Raw genomic sequence first — 19755 nt, 5'->3', positions numbered from 1 at the left:
CTTTGCACACCTAGCAGAGGCCTTCAAAAAAATTAGTTAGTCTTCCTTTGGAAACCACAAGGTCACACTCGTTCCCTTATTCAGCCTGCTTTTTACTTTAATGACGCCCTTATGTGCATCCATTAAAGCTTTTACGATCGAGAGACCAATTCCGACTCCGCCAGTTTTACGATCACGCGATTTATCACCGCGATAGAACCGTTCAAATATATGTGGAATATCATCCTCAGCCATCCCTGAACCTTCATCCTGAATCTTGAAGCCTACATAGCCGTCCATTTCTGTTTGCACAGAAATGGTCACACTTTTTCCTGCTGGTGTATACTTTAGCGCATTATTGAGAATGTTTGACAGGATTTGCATTAAACGATCCTTGTCTGCTGCAAATAATTCGTCCTCGGCAGGTTCTTCAATCTGGAGATGGACGCCCTTTTCTGTAAACAACGGCAAGAACATCTCATATAACGCCGCCAGTACACTTCCTGCATCTAATTCGATTTTTTCCAATCTGATCTGCGGATTTTCAGCCGCAAGCAGCTTTTCCAATTCATTAACGAGCCTGACTAGCCGCATTAACTCTTCATGGGTTGTCTGCAATCGCTGCGGTGTAGGTTCCCAAATACCGTCCTGAAAAGCCTCAATTTGACTTCGCAATGTAGCCAGAGGTGTACGGAGTTCATGGGCCAAATCACCGGTAAAATGCTTACGGAGATTCTCTTCCTTTGCTAATGACATCGCCAGATTATTAAAGGAAATCGCAATATCCTTTACCTCTGTTGGCAATCCCGGCAATGGAATCCGAATATCCAGATTATGATTCTGCAGTTCATTTGCCGCAAACGATAGCTTCTGTAAACCTGAGGTCAGCTTTTTGGAAAAAAGCATACTAAAAATAATCGCCAAAACAATTGTCAAACAAACCGCTGCATAAATGTATAATTGAATCGTTTGGATAAACGTATATTCATCATCAATTAAACCCTTTGGATAGATAGCGACAAGTTTTCCAATGATATTATTATCTACCTTCAAGGTATAGGTCTGAGAATGCCACTCTTCACCATTTGGAGCAGGTTCCGTTAGACCAAAGCTATTTAACATGCCACGGATGTTGGAAGAATCCATTTGCAATTGCCCTAACCGATCATATAGTTGGAAATATAGCTGATCGGTCATGGCATGCTCGTGCAAAAGGCCAAACACCGGGTCGCTGGTAAAATGGCTATTTTTTTTATAATCCTTCTCAATTTCCGTAATAATCCGATCAATTTTCTTTTCGCGGTTTCGATCCAAATAACTGTTGAAACTCTCTTCAAAACCATACTGGATAAAAAAGCTAACAATGATGATCGCGATCATCGAGATGAGTATTAAATAAAAAAGTATCTTAGACCGGAGCGTTTGCTGCATCTAATACCCCTCCAAATTTATAGCCCATCCCGAAAACAGTCACAATAAAATCTGGCTGCCGTGAATCCTGTTCGATTTTTTTACGGAGATTTTTAATATGGGTATCAACACTACGTTCATAGCCTTCATAATACATGCCTTCATCCTGGATCTTTTCGAGCAAATCCATCCGGCTGTACACTCGGCCTGGATTCACCGCCATATTGGTTAATAGTTTATATTCAATTGGTGTTAAGGTAATGTTATCTCCGTTCGCGGTTACTTCTTTTTTAATCAAGTCGATGACCAGCTTTTGACCATTGAATTCAAGTCGTTCCACTTTCTCCGTCTTTTTTACCCGTCTTAATATCGCTTGAACACGCACGACGACTTCGCGTGGACTAAACGGTTTGGTTAAATAATCATCCGCGCCCATTACGATTCCGTTGATACGGTCATCCTCTGCGGATTTAGCTGTCAACATCAGAATTGGGACATCCGAGTCTTTTCGTACCAATCGGCAGACTTCTTCACCTGAAATATCCGGCAGCATTAAATCTAATATAATTAAATCTGGGTTTAGTGTTTTTACCTTTTTCAAAGCATCAATTCCATTATCTGCACAATGAATTTCATAGCCTTCCCTTACTAGATAGGCTTCAAGAACTTCTATGATTCTACGTTCATCGTCTACTAATAATATTTTCATTTCTACCACTCCCCATATATTAAATATATCATCTCAAGTCTGTGATGTTTGTAACTTCACAAATTCACCACAAGTTCTTCATAACATCTTCAATCTTTCTCGGTAAGATGGGGGTGTAGTAAGGAAGAGGCGCTCACTAGAAGGACTCCCAAGTTTGTAGTGTCACCTCTTTGATGAAGTATATGGTCCAAAGCCATCTTACTCATCCCAAATTTAACCTCTCTTTTTTATATAGTTCGGACGTCCTATCGGTGGGGCGTCCCTTTTTTTATTTTAATAAATTAGCTACAATATGAAGATCTAATACGGCAAGTTATATAGTATGCTTGGGAGTGAGGTGCTTAAATCTATGAATAAAATATCAATTAAGATTGGCGTTCTTTTTTTTCTGGCGATTTTTTTATTAGAATGCATTTCAATGGTTTTTTTGCACAATAATATCCTTCATTCCCGGGTCCATGAAGAGTTAACTTCACTCCAGACACGAGGAAATAATCACCGTGAGATTCTCGAGGCTTCTTTCCATGATGAAACGATTCGGCACATCGCCATGATGGAGGCACGAACGGATATCCAAGTGATATTAACAAGACCTGATGGAACCATTTATATGTCTTCTAACCGAGTGACAGAAGATATGAAAAAGATCATGAAAACTGTGCCAAAACATGTTCCGCACGAGGGATTAATTTTAGAAGATGATTGGAAAAACGAGGCTTATATCGCTTCAATCAGTCCAGTTTTGGTTGATCAAAAAATTACTGGGTATGTCTATATGTTTCAAAACACCCAAAAAATTAAAGAGTTGATTTCTGGATTAAACCAGCATTTCCTGATTGCTGGGCTACTTTCCCTATTGTTTATGATTATTATCATTTTTACGTTGACACGGTATGTCACTCAACCGCTGATTCAAATAAGTGAAGCAACCAAACGAATCAGCAAAGGAGAATTCTCCGTATCCTTGCCGAAGCTTGGCAAGGATGAAATTGGTGACCTTGGGGAATCGATTAAGGTGTTAGCAAGCGATTTAGAAATCCTAAAAAACGAACGGAATGAATTTCTCGCCAGCATCTCGCACGAACTCCGTACGCCGCTAACTTATATTAAGGGCTATGCAGACATTGCCCGCCGTCAAGAAACGAAAGGTGAGGACAGAGATAAATACTTAGGAATTATTTTTGAAGAGACTGGCAAGCTATCGAAACTCGTCAAGGATTTATTCAATCTCGCAAAAATAGATGAAAATACATTTTCTATTGAAAAAGAAAAGGTTCATTTACGGCCATATTTTCAATCGATCATCGGAAAAATTACCCCTGCCCTCAAAGAAAATCAGATGGACCTTGTTTTGGAATGCTCAGATGATCTTTATCTGTTTCTTGATCCAATCCGTTTCGAACAGGTTATTCTCAATCTGATTGATAATGCACGTAAATATTCGGAAGCAAATACTAAAGTCCGTGTCGAAGCTAGGAATATTAGTGGTAAAGTTCATATTAAGATTCAAGATGAAGGAAAGGGAATCCCTGAAGAGGATTTGCCGCGAATTTTTGAACGCTTCTATCGCGTTGATAAATCTAGGACCCGTGCTCTCGGTGGAACAGGGCTGGGACTGGCGATCGTCAAACAATTAGTGGAGTCACATGGAGGGACAATCAAGGTAACAAGCCACCCGAATATTGGGACTACCTTTGAGATTATCTTATAAAACGTAAAAAGACACCAGGCGCACCCGGTGTCTTTTTACCTTTTTATTTATGGATCCAAACTGCACCAGCAGAGTTGTCTTTCGCTTCGCCGATAACTTGGAACTTAAGTCCCAAGTCTGGCACTTTGCGTCCAGCATCTTGAATCAAATCATTATAGTACATTTTAGAGTCATCGAATGATGTCACGCCTGGAAGTCCTTTGTAATCAAAAATTCCACGAGAAGGAGAATCAATATACCATTCTGGTGACTTGTCTAATGAGAAGGCAGCATCTGCAACTTGATAACGTGTACTTTGGCTTACAGAAGGCTTGCCATTTAGAGTACCAATAATTGCTTCCGGATGTGAATCAACAACACCAAGGAATCCTTCTCCCGGGTGAATACCTACCCAGTTATCAGTAAAAGAATCATCTGCATACCAAACTACTAAACCAGTATTATATTTAACACCTCGAGAGAATTGCAGTGCTGTGTCGGAACCTGAATAGTTTCTCCACTCTAAGTAGTAATAGTGGTCTTTTAGGAAGATTCCATTGGTTTGGATAAAGCCATCAAGTGTAACGACAGGAGCGGCTTCTGCACCATCAGTGAAGACCACTTGTCCGTCAACTGTTAACTTTAAATCATCCATTGCAAAACCATTAGGAGCCAAACCGCCATCAGTAACATAATCAAATGTAAGTTTTACCTTTTTACCTGCAAATTGACTTAAATCGTATTCTTTATCAACCCATTTATTATTTGTTGTATCCATACCATCGGCGGTGTTTTCATCGCCAATTACATCTAATTCGACTGGTTCTTCACCATCAACAACAGCATTTACATAAACATAGTCATAATCATATTCCACTTCAAAATTAGCCTTGTACGCAAATTTTGCATTTGTACCCTTAGTAAGATCGAATTTTGGAGTTTCAAGTGTGGTATGTAGGTCATCACCTTTTTGGCTGTAGTAATATTTGCTGCCAAAAGTAGTTTGGATTCCCTTGACTTCCTTTTTCGGAAGGTTTACCTTGACGATACCTGGATTCTTTGATTTCGTTACACTCTGGTCAATTACTGCTGCTATACCATTTTTATCAATATCTTCGTAGTTTACTTCCGTAATATTCGCCCAGTTTCCGCCGATTGTTTTTTGGAAGAATGCTTTGTTTTGCGGTGAGAAGCTTGGTGGTTGGGTACCAGCAATATGACCGCTCCAGCTGCCGCCGCTCATGATAGACCATTGTTCAACTGGCTCTCCGTTACCAGTATACCCAGTATCATACTCATCTGGCAGACCTAAGTCATGACCAAACTCGTGTGCAAATACGCCAGTAGCCCCATCTTCTGGTTCGATGGTGTAGTCAAATGCACCCATCTTGCCGTGCCAGTAATCTACCTTTGCAGTAGTATTAGGAACCTCGAATACTCCACCTAAATTCCAACGATGAGACCAGATCGCATCATCCCCGATCTTGCCGCCGCCAGCTTCCTGGCCAACACCTGCATGAAGAACCATCAAGTGATCGACCAAGCCGTCAGGCTCGTTTTGATCTCCGTCTCCGTCCATGTCATATTGGTCAAATTTGTCAAAATTAGATAGATCAAGACCGGATGCTACTGCAGCTTTTAATGCATCTGCTACAAGGTTACGAGGACCCTTGGGTGCTAGGTTGTCATGGCCGCCTTCTGGATTATCATCGCCATATTCTTTTGCAGTACCTGGTACTGTTAACCAATCAGTTACTGTACCGTCAACAGTATAGCTGCCGCCAGATTGCTCTTCGTAGTATTGTTTGAATGTTTTTACCTTATCGCCATTGAAAAGGGTAAAATCTTCATTGCCAAACAGCATTTTTTGGTAATGATCTTTGTTGAAATCGTCGGTAAACATATATCCTGGTTCTTGGTCAATGTTGTTATGCTTAAAGTCAGCATAATCTACAAGCAAAACAAGTACTTTATCTTCACGAACATCGCCGTTGTAGCCAGCCTGCTTCGCAGAATCAACTTTAACTTCTCCTGTTGGCTTCCCTTTTTTAAAGTTTTCATGTTCTTTATCAAGCTGCTTTACAAGCTTGTCCTTCTGCTTTGTCAAAAAGTCTTTTGTTTTCTTGTCAAAAGCCTTTTGCTCTTTTGTAAGAGCTTTGTCTGTTTTGCCAGGCTTTTCGCCTTGCTTCTTTGCAATATAGTCTTTAACAGCTTTTGTTACCTCTACCTGACTAGCATTCTTCGAAATTAGTCCTCTTTTCTGTAACGCTTTTGCCAGTCTGTCTTGATCAACTATATTTAAGTCAACTGGTGCAGATTCTGCCGCATAAGCGGTTTTCGCGGAAACATGTGATGCTTTTGTCCCAGCAAAAGAGCCTGCAAATAATGTCGTTGCTACTAGAGTAGTAGCTGCGACGCTGGAAAATACTTTTAATCCGCTTTTCTTCTTCAAATATGTAGCCTCCTAATTATAAATATGTTGTTAGATATTTTCTGAAGAGTCTGATTTGAATTTTAACAAGGAGAGACAATGTTGTAAATATTATAAATATTTTGTAAAAACAGCGGAAAAACAGGTATAAACTATCAGCGAAACCCATTTTTTAACATTATTTAGAGGAATTTCACCTGATGTTATCAACCCATTTATAGGAACAACTGACCTAAAATTCTCTTTTTCTACAAATATCCTATTATTTCGAGCTTCTAAATTTAATTCTTTTTACCTATAAAAAAATGTGAAAAATTTTTCTCTAAGCCCAAATTAATAGATTTTATTATTTTAATAAATAATAAAACCTACTCATTCCCAACAACGCATTAATGTATTAAAGCTAAACTCTAACTTTGTTGTAAAGTATCTAAAACAATTGTTATTGTACTAGAACTTTTATTTTTATTAATTTAAAAGCAATAAAAGAAAATCCTTATCGAGTGCGATAAGGATTTTCTTTTTTATTCGACTTTTTTAACCTCTTCGGTTAATTCCTCAATACTTCTTCTTACATTCCCTTTGCCTGAATAGTTTTCAATTAGTTCCTTTACATCAATTCCGCTCGAGGCCTTAAGTGACTCCTGCAGACTCGCCATCAGGTTGGTTGCGTAACTGGTGATTTTATTGGCACCACTGCTTTCTCCGGAGCCACCTCCAGTATCAACGACGGTTATTTTATCGATATTGGATAATGGGCTTGCCACTTGTTTTGCATATTCTGGCAGCATTTTGATAATCATGTCGAGGATCGCTGCTTGCCCGAATTGCTCAAAAGCTTCGGCAATTTTTTCTTTCGCTTCTGCTTCTGCTAAACCTTTGAGGCGAATAATTTCTGCATCGGTCGAACCTTGCGCTTTTTGGGCGTCGGCTTTTGCTAAACCATCCAAACGAATCCGCTCGGCCTCTGCTTTTGCCATTGCTTCGATACGATACTTATTTGCCTCAGCTTCAGCCATTTCCTTGGCTTTATTTGCTGCAGCGGATTGTTCCACAGAATAACGGTCGGCGTCCGCTTTTTTCTTTACTTCCGAATCGTATTGACGCTCGCGACGTTGAATTTCTTTTTCTTCTAATTCAATTTGTTTTTGTCTTTCAATAATTTTAATTTGCATTTCTTGTTCCATTACTTCTTGCTTGGAACGTGCACTTTCAAGATCGTAGGCTTGGTCAGCGCGTGCTTTGGCGACATCTTGCTCACGGCGGTACTCGGCAATTTTCAACAGATTGATTTTTTCCGCCTCAGCAATTTCTGTTGCCCGCTCTAATTCATTCCGTTTAGCTTCCTTAGAAGCCTCTGCTTTTTTAATCCGGGTTTCTTTATCCGCTTCTGCTGTGGCAATATCGGCATCTCGTTTTACTTGCGCGATACGCGGTTTCCCAAGAGATTCAAGATAACCATTTTTATCACGGACATCCTTAATCGTAAACGACACAATCACTAAGCCCATTTTGGCCAGATCTTGGGAGGCAACCCTTTGGACCTCTTGTGAAAATTTATCTCGGTTTTTATAGATTTCTTCAACAGTCATTGATCCAAGTATCGACCGTAAATGACCTTCAAGGACTTCTCTCGCCTCACTTTCGCGATCTTCCCGCGGCTTTCCAAGATACTGCTCAGCTGCAGTCGCAATTTCACTAATTGAGCCGCCGATTTTAATAATCGCTACCCCATCAGCCATAACAGGAACACCTTGCTCGGTATAAACCTCGGGAGTCGTTACTTCCAGTTTACTAGATAGTAAGCTTAACGGCTTAGCTTGTTGGAAGACGGGCAAAATAAACGTACCGCCGCCACGGATAATTTTAATTTTGTTTCCGGATTCATCTACATGGACACTCCCATTGCCAAGGAAGCTTCCTGTCACAATCAACGCTTCATCCGGGCCTGCTGTTCTGTACTTTGTAATAAAGACTCCGATTAAAGCAAGTAGAATAAGCGCAACAATTCCAATGATCACCCAAATAATACTAAATTCCATCTCCTAAAACCTCCCTATACAAATCTCTCTAATTGATGATGAACCGTTACTTGCAGGACACCATTTTCTACTTGAACAATCAGCACTTTTGTGCCACTCTGGATCAGGTCACCATCAAAACTTGATGCTGGCTTAGCAATTCTGCCACTTGTACTGTCAATCATCACTTCACCAAACCCGTCAACTGGAATGGTGGTAATTACAGTTCCAACCCGGCCCCGCAAATCTGATTCTTTATAAACAAGCGATTCCTCCGCCGACGAAAGCGGGACAAGTACAAAGACATTTAATAATGTCACAACAATGAAGGCTGCAACAGCAGCAATCCCTAAAATCAGTAAATAATGGAGTGACGAAAGCCGTTCAAACAGATAACCGCTCCCCGACAGGATTGTCACGAACGCAAAGATCAGGACAGGATTAAGAAAATCAAGTCCATCCCCAAATCCATGAAAATGAAAAACATCGGCAAATAACACATATAAAACAGTTAGAATCCCGGAAATAATTAACCCATATAAATAAATCGTTTCTAACGGAATGCTGAATGGTTCCATTTGCATCCATCCTTCTTATTCATTTTAAATCCATTTTTTGCGTAACCACCACTCCTCATCCATTTGCTCAATCCCTTCCTATGTATATACCTTAAATACGGTTAAATTATGGAAAAAGTTTCGCTTTTTTTCTAAAAATTTACTAATCTATTCAAGATTTCGATAAAACTTGTCGAAATCCTGCTATGCTAATATGGAGAATCTATGAACTTTTCTTCCCTTAAAAATAAAAAAGTGCCATAGCATTTAGCTACAGCACCTTATTGAATCATATTCAAGAACTTCTTCGTTCGTTCTTCTTTTGGATTAGTAAAGATTTCTTCTGGCTTGTTCCTCTCGACAATCACACCTTGGTCCATGAAAATAACTTCATCAGCCGCTTCACGGGCAAAGCGCATTTCATGGGTAACAACGATCATCGTCATCCCTTCCCCAGCAAGGTCCTTCATCACTTTTAACACCTCTCCAACGAGTTCGGGATCAAGTGCAGAGGTCGGCTCATCAAAGAGCATAACTTCCGGTTCCATTGCGAGTGCCCGAGCAATACCGACACGCTGCTGCTGACCTCCGGAAAGCTGGGCTGGAAAGTAATCTTGCTTATCACCAAGTCCTACCTTTTCAAGTAGCGCCTGTGCTTTTTTCCTTGCAGTTTCTTTACTCTCTCCTTTAACAATCATCGGACCTTCCATGACGTTTTGAAGTGCAGTTTTGTGCGGGAAGAGGTTATAGCTTTGAAAAACCATCCCGGTTAAGCGCCGGAACGAGGCGATTTGTTTTTTTGGTACATTTTTAGAAAAATCTAAGCTTTGTCCCTCGATGGAAATGATCCCTTTATTTGGGGTTTCGAGCACATTCAGACAGCGTAGCATCGTGGTCTTTCCAGACCCCGAGGGACCAATAACAACGACCACTTTTCCTTTTTCAACGACCAGGTCAATCCCTTTTAAGACCTCTAATTGACCAAATTGCTTATATAATCCTTTAATTGAAATCATCGTAAAACTCCCTCATTAAGACGTGTAACGGTCCAGTCTCTTTTCCATGAACCCTTGAAGAACAGAAAGGAAAAAGCAAAGTACCCAATAGACAAGTGCTGCTTCAGAATAAACTAATAAGAATTCATAATTGGTGGAAGCAATTTCCTGGGCTCTGCGAAACATCTCCGTTACAAGCACAAGTGACGCAAGTGAGGTATCTTTTACGAGACTAATAAATGTATTTGATAATGGCGGTATCGATACTCTTGTTGCCTGCGGAAGAATAATTCTTTTTAACGCCTGGGTATAAGTCATTCCAATCGAATAACCAGCTTCCCACTGCCCCTTCGGAATGGAGATAATCGCTGCGCGAATAATTTCTGAAGCATAAGCCCCGACGCTTAGGGAAAAACCAATGACCGCGGATATAAATGGATCCAGGGTTACTCCTATATTAGGAAGTCCATAAAAAATAATGAATAATTGAACCAGCAATGGAGTACCACGGATTGCTGAAACATAAACTCTGGCTAACCCTTGAAAGAATTTCACCTGAGAAATTCGGGCAAGCGCAGTTAACACAGCCAGTATAATCCCGATGATAAACGAAACGATTGTTAATGGAATGGTATTCATAACAGCACCCTCCAGCAACGGCTGGAGGGAAGTCTTTGCAATCTCAATTAATCTTTCTGTTCGTTCTGGGTCAGCAAAAATACTATTTAAGTACATCTTCACCAAACCATTTCTCAGAGATTTTTTTGTAGGTGCCATCATCGACGATATCTTTTAGAGCTTTATTCACTTCGTCCACAAGAGTATCGCTATTCTTTCTAAACATAAAGCCGCTTGAAGAAGCATCATTTGCTGTTGCAACAACCTTAATTGGTGCATCAGGCTTTTGCTTTTTATAGTCTAAAAATGAAAGTTTATCGTTAATGGTCACATCGACACGTTTTTGGGCAAGAAGCTCAACAGCTTGCTGGAAACCTTCCACTCCAACAATCTTCGCTCCATATTTCTTCGCCATATCTGCATAGTTACTTGTCATGGATTGAGCCGCATTTAATCCCTTAATATCTTCAAAGGCTTTAACTTTATCGTTATCTTTATGGGCAATCAGGACACCTGCAGAGGTAATATATGGGTCTGAGAAATCATACTTTTCTTGACGATCTGGACGAATCCCAACCTGATTAGCAATCATATCAAAACGCTTTGCATCTAATCCTGCAAACATTGCATCCCACTGTGTTTCTTTAAATTCAGGTTTTACCCCGATTCGTTTGGCAACCTCAGTTGCAAGATCCACGTCAAATCCAGTTAGATTGCCACTTGTATCATGGAAAGTAAACGGAGGATATGTACCTTCTGTGCCAATTAAAAGTGTTCCCTCATCTTTTACCTTTTTCAATAAATCATTATCTGCCTTTTCAGCAGTCTTGTTGTCAGATTTGTTATTATCTTTATTTGCATTATTCTGGCCGCATGCTGACAGTACCAACATAAAACTTAATAATAGTGCAAAAATAACCGTTAGTTTTTTCACTTATGAAACCCCCTAATTCTTATAGTTTTTATCGGATTTAATCATATTACACGGATTGATTTCTGTCAAAGGAAATGATGTGAACGAAATTAAAATTATTTTACCCTTTTTTACAAAATAAAAACCTATCAGAGGAATTCTGATAGGTTTAAAAATTATTATGCTGATAAAGCTTCCTTTTGTTCCATGTCTGCTGCCTTTTTTCTTCTCCACAGTGGACCATAAAAGAGCACACCGCTTGCGATCAAAATCATCCCGTAGGTAAAGGTTTTGATATCTGCTGTTCCTGCGATAATTACCCATACTGAATAAATAGTTGAAAGCAGGGCAATAATCCCATCCGTGATTCTTGAGCGATCCCCTTTATAGGTTTCGCCCGTTACTACTAATTTCAGCTGATATACGGAAGAGATAAAGTAAGGTACCAAGTATGATAACGTTGCAATAACGATGACGAATCCAAAAGCATCAGAAATAGATTTTGAAACTGTTGAAAAAATAAACAGTTGTCCTAGCCCATTAGAAACAATCATTGAAAACAACGGCAATCCCTTTTTGTTTTCTTTTTTGAAAGCTGGAAGGAATAAGCCCTGCTTTGCAGCTTGATAAGGTACTTCTGCACTTAACATTAACCAGCCAATCGTTGAACCAAATAAACTTATTAAGCCAATCCCTGCTAATACTTTCCCTGCGACTGGTCCTAAAACGGATTGAATTGCATCAATTAGCGGCTTATCAGAATGCATAAGCGTGTTTTGGTCTAACATCCCCATAACTAAGGTGCTAATCCCGATGTAGATCCCAAGGGCAATAAATAAGCCAAGGATGGTAGCACGTTTCACATCCGTTTGTTTTCTAGCACGAGAAGCAAACACGACCGCAGATTCTACCCCTATAAATGCCCATAATGTATTTACAGCGGCACTGTTCACTTGACTCATCATTCCCATGGCATGGCCGGCTTCGTCCATTCTTTCGGCCATGAACGGGAGCATATTACTTTTTTCAAATGCAAATAAACCAACAATAATAAACAGAATAAATCCGGCAACTTTAGCAGCTGTTGCGATAAAATTCAGCTTTCCGGCACTTTCCATCCCACGTAAGATAATAAAGTGAGTTCCCCAAAGCAATAAGGAACAGACAAGAAAAGTTAATCCATTTCCAACCTTAAGCGTAAAACCGGCAATCGTAAACCAATCAGCCTGGCTTGTTAAAATAGGGAAAAAAGTTGATAAATAACCAGCAAAGGTTGTGATCATCGCAACATTCCCTGCAAGGTTACCAATCCAATAACCCCAAGAAGACATAAACCCTGATAAGATTGATGCGTGTGAACCTGATTTAAATAGTTCCTTTGCATAAATTTGTGGACCACCTGTTATATTTGGTTTTCGAATTGCAAGATTACCAAATACAAGAGCTGTCATTAATACACCAAGACCTGTTACAAGCCATGCTGAAATGACACCCGCAGGACTTGCTGCTTCAGAAAGCGAGCTTGGCAGCATAAAAATCCCTGACCCGACCATGTTTCCGACAACAAGGGCCGTTAATACCCAAAATCCTAATTTATTAGCGTTCCCCATGGTAAAATCCCTCTCTTTAATCTGTATTATTTATTTTAAAATAATGATTTATTTGTCATTCACTTGAATAAATATTAAAATACTTTATTAAATATAAGACCCGATACGAATTGTGTCAATGGGAAATTTTATCCTGATAAAGCATTAAGGTGGTGAAGGGAGTTCGTTTAATGGAAGGTGGTCCATTTTTTGGAGGGACCATCTTTTTGACGAAAAAAAGAGACTGCTGGCTTAGCAATCTCTTTTCTCATTATTTCCACCACTCATCGAACATCGTAGTTGGGAGCTGGCGTTTATGTTCTGTCATCAGATAACGCTGTTCTATTTTTTCAGCAACCTCTTTTGAAACGGATTTCCCTTCCAGATAGTCGTCGAGTTCATCATAGGTAATACCTAATTCTGTTTCGTCGGCCTGACCAGGCTTTTGGTCTAGAAGGTCTGCCGTAGGTGTTTTTAAATAGAGGCGTTCATCGGCACCCAGTTCTTTTAACAAAGCTTTCCCCTGCCGCTTCGATAAGCCGCTGAGCGGAAGGATATCAGCCCCTCCATCGCCATACTTTGTATAGAAACCGGTAACAGCCTCTGCTGCATGGTCTGTCCCAATTACAAGGAGACCTTCCATACCACCAATAGCATATTGAGCAATCATTCTCATCCTTGCCTTTACATTTCCTTTTTGATAATCGCTTAACGGTGCCCCTTGATAGCTGGCATCATATTCTTTTTGGACTTCATCTACTGGGATTTTGATGTTAAAAACTGTCTCTCGATCCGCGCGAATAAAGGCTAACGAACGCTTCGCATCTTCCTCATCTTGTTGGACACCATAAGGGAGACGAACAGCAATAAACAAGGCATCGGTCCCATCATTGCGCAATTCTTCGACCGCTAATTGGGCAAGTCGTCCAGCAAGCGTTGAGTCCTGACCGCCGCTTATTCCCAACACATAGCCCTTGGCCTTCGTTTTTAACAGATAATTTTTTAAAAAATCGATTCGTTCCCTAATTTCCTCTTGCGGTTGAATGGTTGGATTGACATTTAATTCTTTCATAATCTTCTCTTGTAAATTCATTTACTGTACCTCCTGACAAACAATCGTTATATTAAATAATGTAACACAAATGGTTGGATTTCACTAAAATGCAGATAAAATTGTAATTTGGGTAGATTAACATAGAGAATATATGGAGGGATTTTGATGGAAGCAAAAACATGTAATGAATCTCGAGTGGTAAGAACGAGCAGGATTTTTCCAAATGATGTAAACAACCATAATACCTTGTTTGGCGGGAAGCTAATCAGCGATATCGATATGATCGCTTCCATCTCGGCCGTCAGACATTCTAGAGCGGAGTGTGTTACGGCTTCGATTGATTCGGTCGACTTTCTTAGTCCGATTACACCGAAGGATTCTGTTTGCATTGAAACGTTTGTCTCATCGACAGGAACATCTTCGATGGAGATTTTCGTTAAAGTAATTGCGGAGAATTTAATGTCTGGCGATAGAAAAATTGCCGCTACCGCCTTTTTAACCTTTGTCGCCTTAGACGAAAAAGGCAAGCCAACAAAGGTTCCGAGTATCGTCCCCGAAACCGAAGAAGAAAAAAAGCTGTTTGAAACAGGAAAAGAACGAGCAGAAAAACGGAAAGAACACAGAAAAAGCAGTAAAGATCTAGCAAGCATACTGACAATACATAAACCTTGGGAATAATAAGGACGAAAGTACCCGTTTAACACAAAAAGGTTCGCGAATACCGCGAACCTTTTTTCTTACTTCACTTTCTGTTCCGTTCGTCCTTGCCAAGACATGACTTCATCTTCCTCATCAAACTCAATGGTGACATCGACGACGCCTTTTTCCGCCATGATTTTTTCCTCTAGACGGTCTTTAATATCATCGGCAGCGGCGACCGTTAATCTTGGATCGACCTCGATTTCTAATTCCACATGCAAATCTTCGCCCTCTTTAATGACGGTTATCCCTTGAATATCCTTTACATCAGGATCTTCCATGACAAGAGTGCCGATTTTGTTTTCCATTTCTTCATCTGCTTGACCAAGGACCCCTGCTGCATTATCCAAAAAGACCTTGCCGACAACAAAGAGCATCATCGCTCCAATCAGCATGGAGGCGAGCCCTTCTATTTGGTGGAATGCTGTAAAGTGAGAAATAACAACTGCCATGATAGCCAGCAAACCGCCTATAGTTGCCACAAGATCCTCCATGAAAACAAGCTTAGTAGCAGGTTTAGCTTTTCCCAAATTAGCAAAGCTTTGTGTAAACACTTGAAATCCGCTTGCTTTTACCTCAATATCATGTAAAATCTCTTTCATCGCTTTAAATAAGACAAACATTTCTAGAAGTGTCGCAACTGCTAAAACAAGTAAATTAATGATAAAACCACCCGACTCTGTTGGATGAACCACATGGTGGTAGCCTTCTTTTATGGTTTCAAATGCCATAATTCCGACAATCAGTACAGCCCCTAACAGAACGAGATTCACTAATCGCCCAAACCCGTTTGGATACCTCTCAGTTGGCGCCTTTTTACTTAAGGCAGAACCAACAAACACAAAAAACTGGTTTGCAGCATCGCCAAGACTGTGCATCGTTTCAGCAAACATGGCCACATTGCCCGTAAACATAAAGGCCACACCTTTAATAATCGAAATGATTGTATTAATGATCGCCGCCAAAAGGGCCGATTTATTGCCCCGTTTTACTAATTGTAGTATTTCTCCCATCGTATCCTCTTTTCTTCAGTAAGCTTTGCTATTTTTAATATTTTCAAAAATAAGCTATTTCATTATAAATAACTTTTAAAAGGAAACCTTTCCAACAGGCTCTAAAAATAAGCAGGGCCCTATCATTCTATAGGACCCAAACTAATTAAATGTTCTTCAGCACTAAATTTAAGCGGTTATATCTGTTTCCTTGCTCTTCCTCAGTAGCTAAATCGTACTTTTTAAGCAAATGAAACACTTCGTTTAAGATGTCCTGTGTATGTTCTTTTTCAAAGAATTGATGAAATAATGGCTTCATCTCCTCGGGAAGAAAAGCTGCTTGTAATTCATATTTATTTTTTACATCTTCATGGGTATGATTTAGTTTACATTCGCTCATGTGATTTCCCCCTTAGCATTAATACTACTAGTATAAACAAAAAAGCCCTTTACTGGGCTTTTTATTTAACCTTCTTACTCTCGGTCACTTCTAAAACATCCAAAAGGAAAACAAAAACTGGAATCCCAACAATCAACCCCCACACACCAAAGAAGTGTTCGGAGAAAATCAATACAATAAATGTATAGAAGACAGGAAGATTTGTTTTAGAACTCATTAAATTTGGATTTAATATATATGCTTCGATGCCATGAATAATCAGAATCGCAATGCCGACGTAAAGAACAGTAACCAAACCGCCAATACTATAGGCAATGATTGCCAGCGGTATTATTGAGATAATAACACCAGCAACTGGAATTAGTCCCAAAACGAAAATCATAATCGATAAACCGCCAAGCTGTGGAAAATCCAATATCCATAAGGAGATTGTGGTCAAAATACAGTTCACAACCGCAATAATAAGTTGTGCTTCAATTACTTTACCAAATGTACCTACAAACTTTCTTGCAAAAAATTCAATTTCTGAGTAAATAGGGGCAATCTTACTTGTTCTAAATTTCTTTGTAAATTCAATTAAGCGCGGTTTTTCTAATAAGAAGAACAAACTCATTAACAGCGCTAATAAAATTTGCAATCCAATTTTACTAATATCCGTAAAGTACTTTAATACAAAGGTAAAGCCCTGCTCTAAGTAACTGGAGATTTTAATTTCTTCAAGCCGGCTTACAATATAATTCAGTACAAAGTTATTATGTTTTGATGTATAAAAAGTGGTTAACTGCTTGATTAAGGCAGTAATTTCACCTGCAATCATTGGCAGGTACATGACCAAACCGTAAGAAAGCAAACCAACAATGCTTGCATACGAAATGACAACAATCAACTTTCTATTAATCGGTATTTTACCTTCAATAAATTGCACTAAGCGATCCATTAAAAACGCAAAAATGAACGTCAGCAGGATTAAATTAATCATGGACTTCATTCCATAAATAACAATAGCAATTAAGACAAAAATAGATATTCTCTTGAAACCTGTACTCTGCAATAGTTTATTGATCATAGTCTATTATCGATCCCCATTATCTTCACTATAATTCACATGAAAGAATTTTAACAATATGTTGATTATACCAAACCCGCAAGTATTTTGTCTTTTTTTTAAAATTGGACAGGCGTCGTTGTATTTGCAATTGGTTTGCCTACATATCCATGTTTCTTTAAATAGTCTAGAAGTTTTGGCAAATGGGCAAGTGTTTCCTTTCGCTCATGTAAAAGAATGACAAGCGGCCCATTATGGTGTTTCATCTTTTCTATTTGGTTAATAGCATTATTAACATATCGCTTATCCCTATAATACCAATCCTTACTATCTATATTCCAATCCCACATAATATACCCTTTTTCCTTAACGGCCTTTTTATACTCGTCAGTCATGTTTGGGGCGCTGCCATAAGGCGTTCTCATGATATAAGAATTAACACCTGATACTTCCATTAAGGTATTTCGATTTTGGGTTAATTCACTTAGCACTGTTTTTTTAGATTTATAAAATATCTTTTGACTGTGAGATACACTATGTAGTCCAACTGTTTCCCCTGTCTTGGTCATTAATTTTACCGATTCAGGATATCTCTTAATATTCCCATCAATCATAAAGAATGTAGCCTTAAATTGATACTTTTCCAGAAGTTTGATAATCTTATCGGAAAATGGAGCTGGCCCATCATCAAATGTTAAATAAACTATTTTCTTTCCACTGTTGCTTAGTTTTGTATTTTTTTGTTTAGTCGGAGCTGCATTAGAATCCTTTGACGGTGGTTGAGAAGTAGTTTTAACTTTTTCTGTGGGGATCACCGCAGTAACTGTAGTATGATTATTGGGTAAATTACTAATCTCTCGTTCTTGCTCGTTTCTCCAGTGTGTAGCTTCCTTTTGCTGTTTTTCCATGATTTCTTTTTCTAGCCTTAAATCGTTAGTGTTTTGCACAATGGTTTTTGAGCTCACATTTTTTTCATCAGGCTGATTAGTAAACTTACTTTTTGGGTGATTTTTAGATTCATTGCTTGCTGCTTTTGCTTGAAAATAATTACTTACAAATATTCCTCCAAACAATAAAGTAACAACAATGACGGCAATTATCGTCCCCTTCGACCAACTGCTTTTAAGATTCCCCATTGATCATTCCCTCTTTGGTGTTTATTATTTTTCTTCCTCCATTATAGACGAATTTTTAACCAAAGTGTTACCAAACTATGAAAATATTACAATATTATCCCTATTACATACTTAGGTACTTTCCGACATAAAATAACGGGCAGAAAGACCCATAAAAAAAAAGCCATCCAAGTGGCTTTTTTAGGAATTAACTGTTTTCTTCATCTTTTCCGAGTAAGCTGAATAACTCCTTAATCTTCTCTAATTTTACCTGATTCAGGCCGTCTTCTAACAGATTAATTTCAAATTTTATCATAGTACTCTGGGACACTTTGTACTCTGTTGACCTAATCAAATAATTTATATCGACTTCAAGGGCTTTAGCTATTTTTTCGATAATATCAATACTTGGGTTATTCTGAACTTCCCTTTCAAGTAAGCTTAAATAAGATTTTGAAATTCCAGTAAGTTCACTTAATTTATTTATTGAATACCCTTTTTCTTTTCGCAATTTATTAAGTTTAATGCCAAACATCGAATCCCTCCTTCAAAAACAAGGTTCATCAATACTTATCTCACAATAAAATGAGCTTGAAAATAATTAGCCACCAAGTCCGTTTGTAACCAACTGAATAACTAATGGTCCTAATATAACTATAAATAACGAAGGAAAGATGAAAAATACCATTGGAAACAGCATCTTCACCGGTGCTTTCATCGCCTGCTCGCGGGCTGCCTCGCGACGTTGCTCCCGAACACGTACCGTTAGATTGCCTAATACCTTAGCCATGCCTATTCCAAGCTGATCAGCCTGAATTAACGATGTAATGATGCTTTGGAACGAATCAGAAGGTATACGCTTCCGAAGATCATAAAAGGCCTCTCTTCTTGATTTACCGAGTTTCATATCTTCCAAGGTTTGCAGAAACTCTTCTGATAGAGGACCCTTATATTTTTTAGACACCTCTGCTAGTGCCAAATCCAAACCCATTCCTGCTTCGAGCAAAAGGTTGACGGTATCAAAAAAATCAGGCATTGATTTGTTAATTTCCTTAATTCTCGCAGTCTTCTTTTTCCCTAGAAAAAACACTGGGAGTCGGAAACCTAAAAATGCCATTGCTATAGCCATTATCCACACTGACATTTTATTGTCGGCAGCAGGCAAGATAAAGAGTACGATTGGTATACTAATACCAATGCTTAACACAAATTGGAATAGCCTGAAATCAATGGCAGACTTAAATGGATTACCCGCGTCCCTTAGTAGCAAATCTAGTTTTTTTCGTTCTACTTTTGAAACCTTTTGATTTAACATATCGGTACCCTTATTCCAATACCGATCGAAAATCTCTCTTAATTTTTCTTCATTCTTTATCCTTAAAGAATCATTTTTTTGTTTTTTACCAGGTTCCCCAAAGTACTTACTAACACGTTCATTGAAAGCAAGTTCTTTTTTGAAAATGGTTAACAATATTCCTGCTACCATGAATGTCACGAACCCAGCTGATAGAAAAATGAAAACGATTTCCAGCATAAAC

Annotated in this window: 18 protein-coding genes; 2 read left to right on the top strand and 16 right to left on the bottom strand. The window is 38.9% G+C overall.

Annotation, left to right across the window (positions count from 1 at the left end):
* Positions 1–36: 36 nt before the first annotated feature.
* Entirely contained in the window at positions 37–1410 is a 1374-nt protein-coding gene (locus tag ACJ004_RS10240; RefSeq protein ID WP_410892818.1) for a sensor histidine kinase, read from the bottom strand.
* Positions 1388–2098 carry a response regulator transcription factor gene (locus ACJ004_RS10235; RefSeq protein ID WP_410892817.1) on the bottom strand — a complete coding sequence of 237 codons (711 nt, stop codon included), beginning with the start codon at positions 2096–2098 and terminating at the stop codon, positions 1388–1390. Before ACJ004_RS10235 ends, ACJ004_RS10240 begins: the two co-directional genes overlap by 23 nt.
* A gap of 349 nt (positions 2099–2447) precedes the next feature.
* On the opposite strand from ACJ004_RS10235, the gene ACJ004_RS10230 reads away from it, so the two are divergent.
* Positions 2448–3809, top strand: a complete 1362-nt coding sequence (locus ACJ004_RS10230) for a sensor histidine kinase (protein WP_410892816.1) — start codon at positions 2448–2450, stop codon at positions 3807–3809.
* 43 nt (positions 3810–3852) lie between these two features.
* On the opposite strand, the gene ACJ004_RS10225 is transcribed toward ACJ004_RS10230, so the two are convergent.
* The 8 genes from ACJ004_RS10225 to nadE form a co-directional block, all read right to left on the bottom strand.
* On the bottom strand, positions 3853–6240 hold the full coding sequence (locus ACJ004_RS10225) for an immune inhibitor A domain-containing protein (RefSeq protein ID WP_410892814.1): 2388 nt from the start codon (positions 6238–6240) through the stop codon (positions 3853–3855).
* 503 nt (positions 6241–6743) lie between these two features.
* Complete coding sequence (gene floT, locus ACJ004_RS10220; RefSeq protein ID WP_410892813.1) at positions 6744–8261, bottom strand: flotillin lipid rafts scaffold protein FloT; 1518 nt, start codon at positions 8259–8261, stop codon at positions 6744–6746.
* 14 nt (positions 8262–8275) lie between these two features.
* Complete coding sequence (locus ACJ004_RS10215) at positions 8276–8818, bottom strand: NfeD family protein (protein ID WP_410892812.1); 543 nt, start codon at positions 8816–8818, stop codon at positions 8276–8278.
* A 260-nt stretch (positions 8819–9078) separates the two neighbouring features.
* Positions 9079–9813, bottom strand: a complete 735-nt coding sequence (locus tag ACJ004_RS10210) for an amino acid ABC transporter ATP-binding protein (RefSeq protein WP_410892811.1) — start codon at positions 9811–9813, stop codon at positions 9079–9081.
* Positions 9814–9828: 15 nt separating this feature from the next.
* On the bottom strand, positions 9829–10527 hold the full coding sequence (locus ACJ004_RS10205; protein WP_410893075.1) for an amino acid ABC transporter permease: 699 nt from the start codon (positions 10525–10527) through the stop codon (positions 9829–9831).
* Entirely contained in the window at positions 10514–11344 is an 831-nt protein-coding gene (locus tag ACJ004_RS10200; protein ID WP_410892810.1) for an amino acid ABC transporter substrate-binding protein, read from the bottom strand. The genes ACJ004_RS10205 and ACJ004_RS10200 overlap by 14 nt, the downstream gene beginning before the upstream one ends.
* Before the next feature lie 158 nt (positions 11345–11502).
* Complete coding sequence (locus ACJ004_RS10195; protein ID WP_410892808.1) at positions 11503–12933, bottom strand: amino acid permease; 1431 nt, start codon at positions 12931–12933, stop codon at positions 11503–11505.
* A 250-nt stretch (positions 12934–13183) separates the two neighbouring features.
* Positions 13184–14005, bottom strand: coding sequence for an ammonia-dependent NAD(+) synthetase (gene nadE, locus ACJ004_RS10190; protein WP_410892807.1), 822 nt, complete (start codon positions 14003–14005; stop codon positions 13184–13186).
* Positions 14006–14131: 126 nt separating this feature from the next.
* On the opposite strand from nadE, the gene ACJ004_RS10185 reads away from it, so the two are divergent.
* Entirely contained in the window at positions 14132–14644 is a 513-nt protein-coding gene (locus ACJ004_RS10185; RefSeq protein ID WP_410892806.1) for an acyl-CoA thioesterase, read from the top strand.
* Between the two features lie 59 nt (positions 14645–14703).
* On the opposite strand, the gene ACJ004_RS10180 is transcribed toward ACJ004_RS10185, so the two are convergent.
* The 6 genes from ACJ004_RS10180 to ACJ004_RS10155 all read right to left on the bottom strand — a co-directional run bounded on the left by ACJ004_RS10180 (position 14704) and on the right by ACJ004_RS10155 (position 19751).
* Complete coding sequence (locus ACJ004_RS10180) at positions 14704–15678, bottom strand: cation diffusion facilitator family transporter (protein WP_410892805.1); 975 nt, start codon at positions 15676–15678, stop codon at positions 14704–14706.
* Positions 15679–15823: 145 nt separating this feature from the next.
* Complete coding sequence (locus tag ACJ004_RS10175) at positions 15824–16057, bottom strand: hypothetical protein (protein WP_410892804.1); 234 nt, start codon at positions 16055–16057, stop codon at positions 15824–15826.
* A 61-nt stretch (positions 16058–16118) separates the two neighbouring features.
* Complete coding sequence (locus ACJ004_RS10170; protein WP_410892803.1) at positions 16119–17123, bottom strand: AI-2E family transporter; 1005 nt, start codon at positions 17121–17123, stop codon at positions 16119–16121.
* Between the two features lie 98 nt (positions 17124–17221).
* Complete coding sequence (locus ACJ004_RS10165) at positions 17222–18238, bottom strand: polysaccharide deacetylase family protein (protein ID WP_410892802.1); 1017 nt, start codon at positions 18236–18238, stop codon at positions 17222–17224.
* 187 nt (positions 18239–18425) lie between these two features.
* The gene (locus tag ACJ004_RS10160; RefSeq protein ID WP_410892801.1) at positions 18426–18752 is read right to left on the bottom strand and encodes a helix-turn-helix domain-containing protein; all 327 of its coding nucleotides are present in this window, start codon (positions 18750–18752) and stop codon (positions 18426–18428) included.
* A 66-nt stretch (positions 18753–18818) separates the two neighbouring features.
* Entirely contained in the window at positions 18819–19751 is a 933-nt protein-coding gene (locus ACJ004_RS10155; RefSeq protein WP_410892800.1) for a type II secretion system F family protein, read from the bottom strand.
* Positions 19752–19755: the final 4 nt, after the last annotated feature.

The organism is Neobacillus sp. 204 (genome assembly GCF_046562815.1).
Lineage (GTDB): Bacteria > Bacillota > Bacilli > Bacillales > Cytobacillaceae > Neobacillus.
This window is presented reverse-complemented; position numbering and strand designations above follow the sequence as displayed.

Excerpts from the sequence above, each read along its gene's own strand:
- ACJ004_RS10240 (WP_410892818.1), bottom strand. The coding sequence starts at position 1,410 with ATGCAGCAAACGCTCCGGTCTAAGATACTTTTTTATTTAATACTCATC.
- ACJ004_RS10235 (WP_410892817.1), bottom strand. The coding sequence starts at position 2,098 with ATGAAAATATTATTAGTAGACGATGAACGTAGAATCATAGAAGTTCTT.
- ACJ004_RS10230 (WP_410892816.1), top strand. The coding sequence starts at position 2,448 with ATGAATAAAATATCAATTAAGATTGGCGTTCTTTTTTTTCTGGCGATT.
- floT (WP_410892813.1), bottom strand. The coding sequence starts at position 8,261 with ATGGAATTTAGTATTATTTGGGTGATCATTGGAATTGTTGCGCTTATT.
- ACJ004_RS10215 (WP_410892812.1), bottom strand. The coding sequence starts at position 8,818 with ATGGAACCATTCAGCATTCCGTTAGAAACGATTTATTTATATGGGTTA.
- ACJ004_RS10210 (WP_410892811.1), bottom strand. The coding sequence starts at position 9,813 with ATGATTTCAATTAAAGGATTATATAAGCAATTTGGTCAATTAGAGGTC.
- ACJ004_RS10205 (WP_410893075.1), bottom strand. The coding sequence starts at position 10,527 with ATGTACTTAAATAGTATTTTTGCTGACCCAGAACGAACAGAAAGATTA.
- ACJ004_RS10195 (WP_410892808.1), bottom strand. The coding sequence starts at position 12,933 with ATGGGGAACGCTAATAAATTAGGATTTTGGGTATTAACGGCCCTTGTT.
- nadE (WP_410892807.1), bottom strand. The coding sequence starts at position 14,005 with ATGAATTTACAAGAGAAGATTATGAAAGAATTAAATGTCAATCCAACC.
- ACJ004_RS10185 (WP_410892806.1), top strand. The coding sequence starts at position 14,132 with ATGGAAGCAAAAACATGTAATGAATCTCGAGTGGTAAGAACGAGCAGG.
- ACJ004_RS10180 (WP_410892805.1), bottom strand. The coding sequence starts at position 15,678 with ATGGGAGAAATACTACAATTAGTAAAACGGGGCAATAAATCGGCCCTT.
- ACJ004_RS10175 (WP_410892804.1), bottom strand. The coding sequence starts at position 16,057 with ATGAGCGAATGTAAACTAAATCATACCCATGAAGATGTAAAAAATAAA.
- ACJ004_RS10170 (WP_410892803.1), bottom strand. The coding sequence starts at position 17,123 with ATGATCAATAAACTATTGCAGAGTACAGGTTTCAAGAGAATATCTATT.
- ACJ004_RS10165 (WP_410892802.1), bottom strand. The coding sequence starts at position 18,238 with ATGGGGAATCTTAAAAGCAGTTGGTCGAAGGGGACGATAATTGCCGTC.
- ACJ004_RS10160 (WP_410892801.1), bottom strand. The coding sequence starts at position 18,752 with ATGTTTGGCATTAAACTTAATAAATTGCGAAAAGAAAAAGGGTATTCA.
- ACJ004_RS10155 (WP_410892800.1), bottom strand. The coding sequence starts at position 19,751 with ATGCTGGAAATCGTTTTCATTTTTCTATCAGCTGGGTTCGTGACATTC.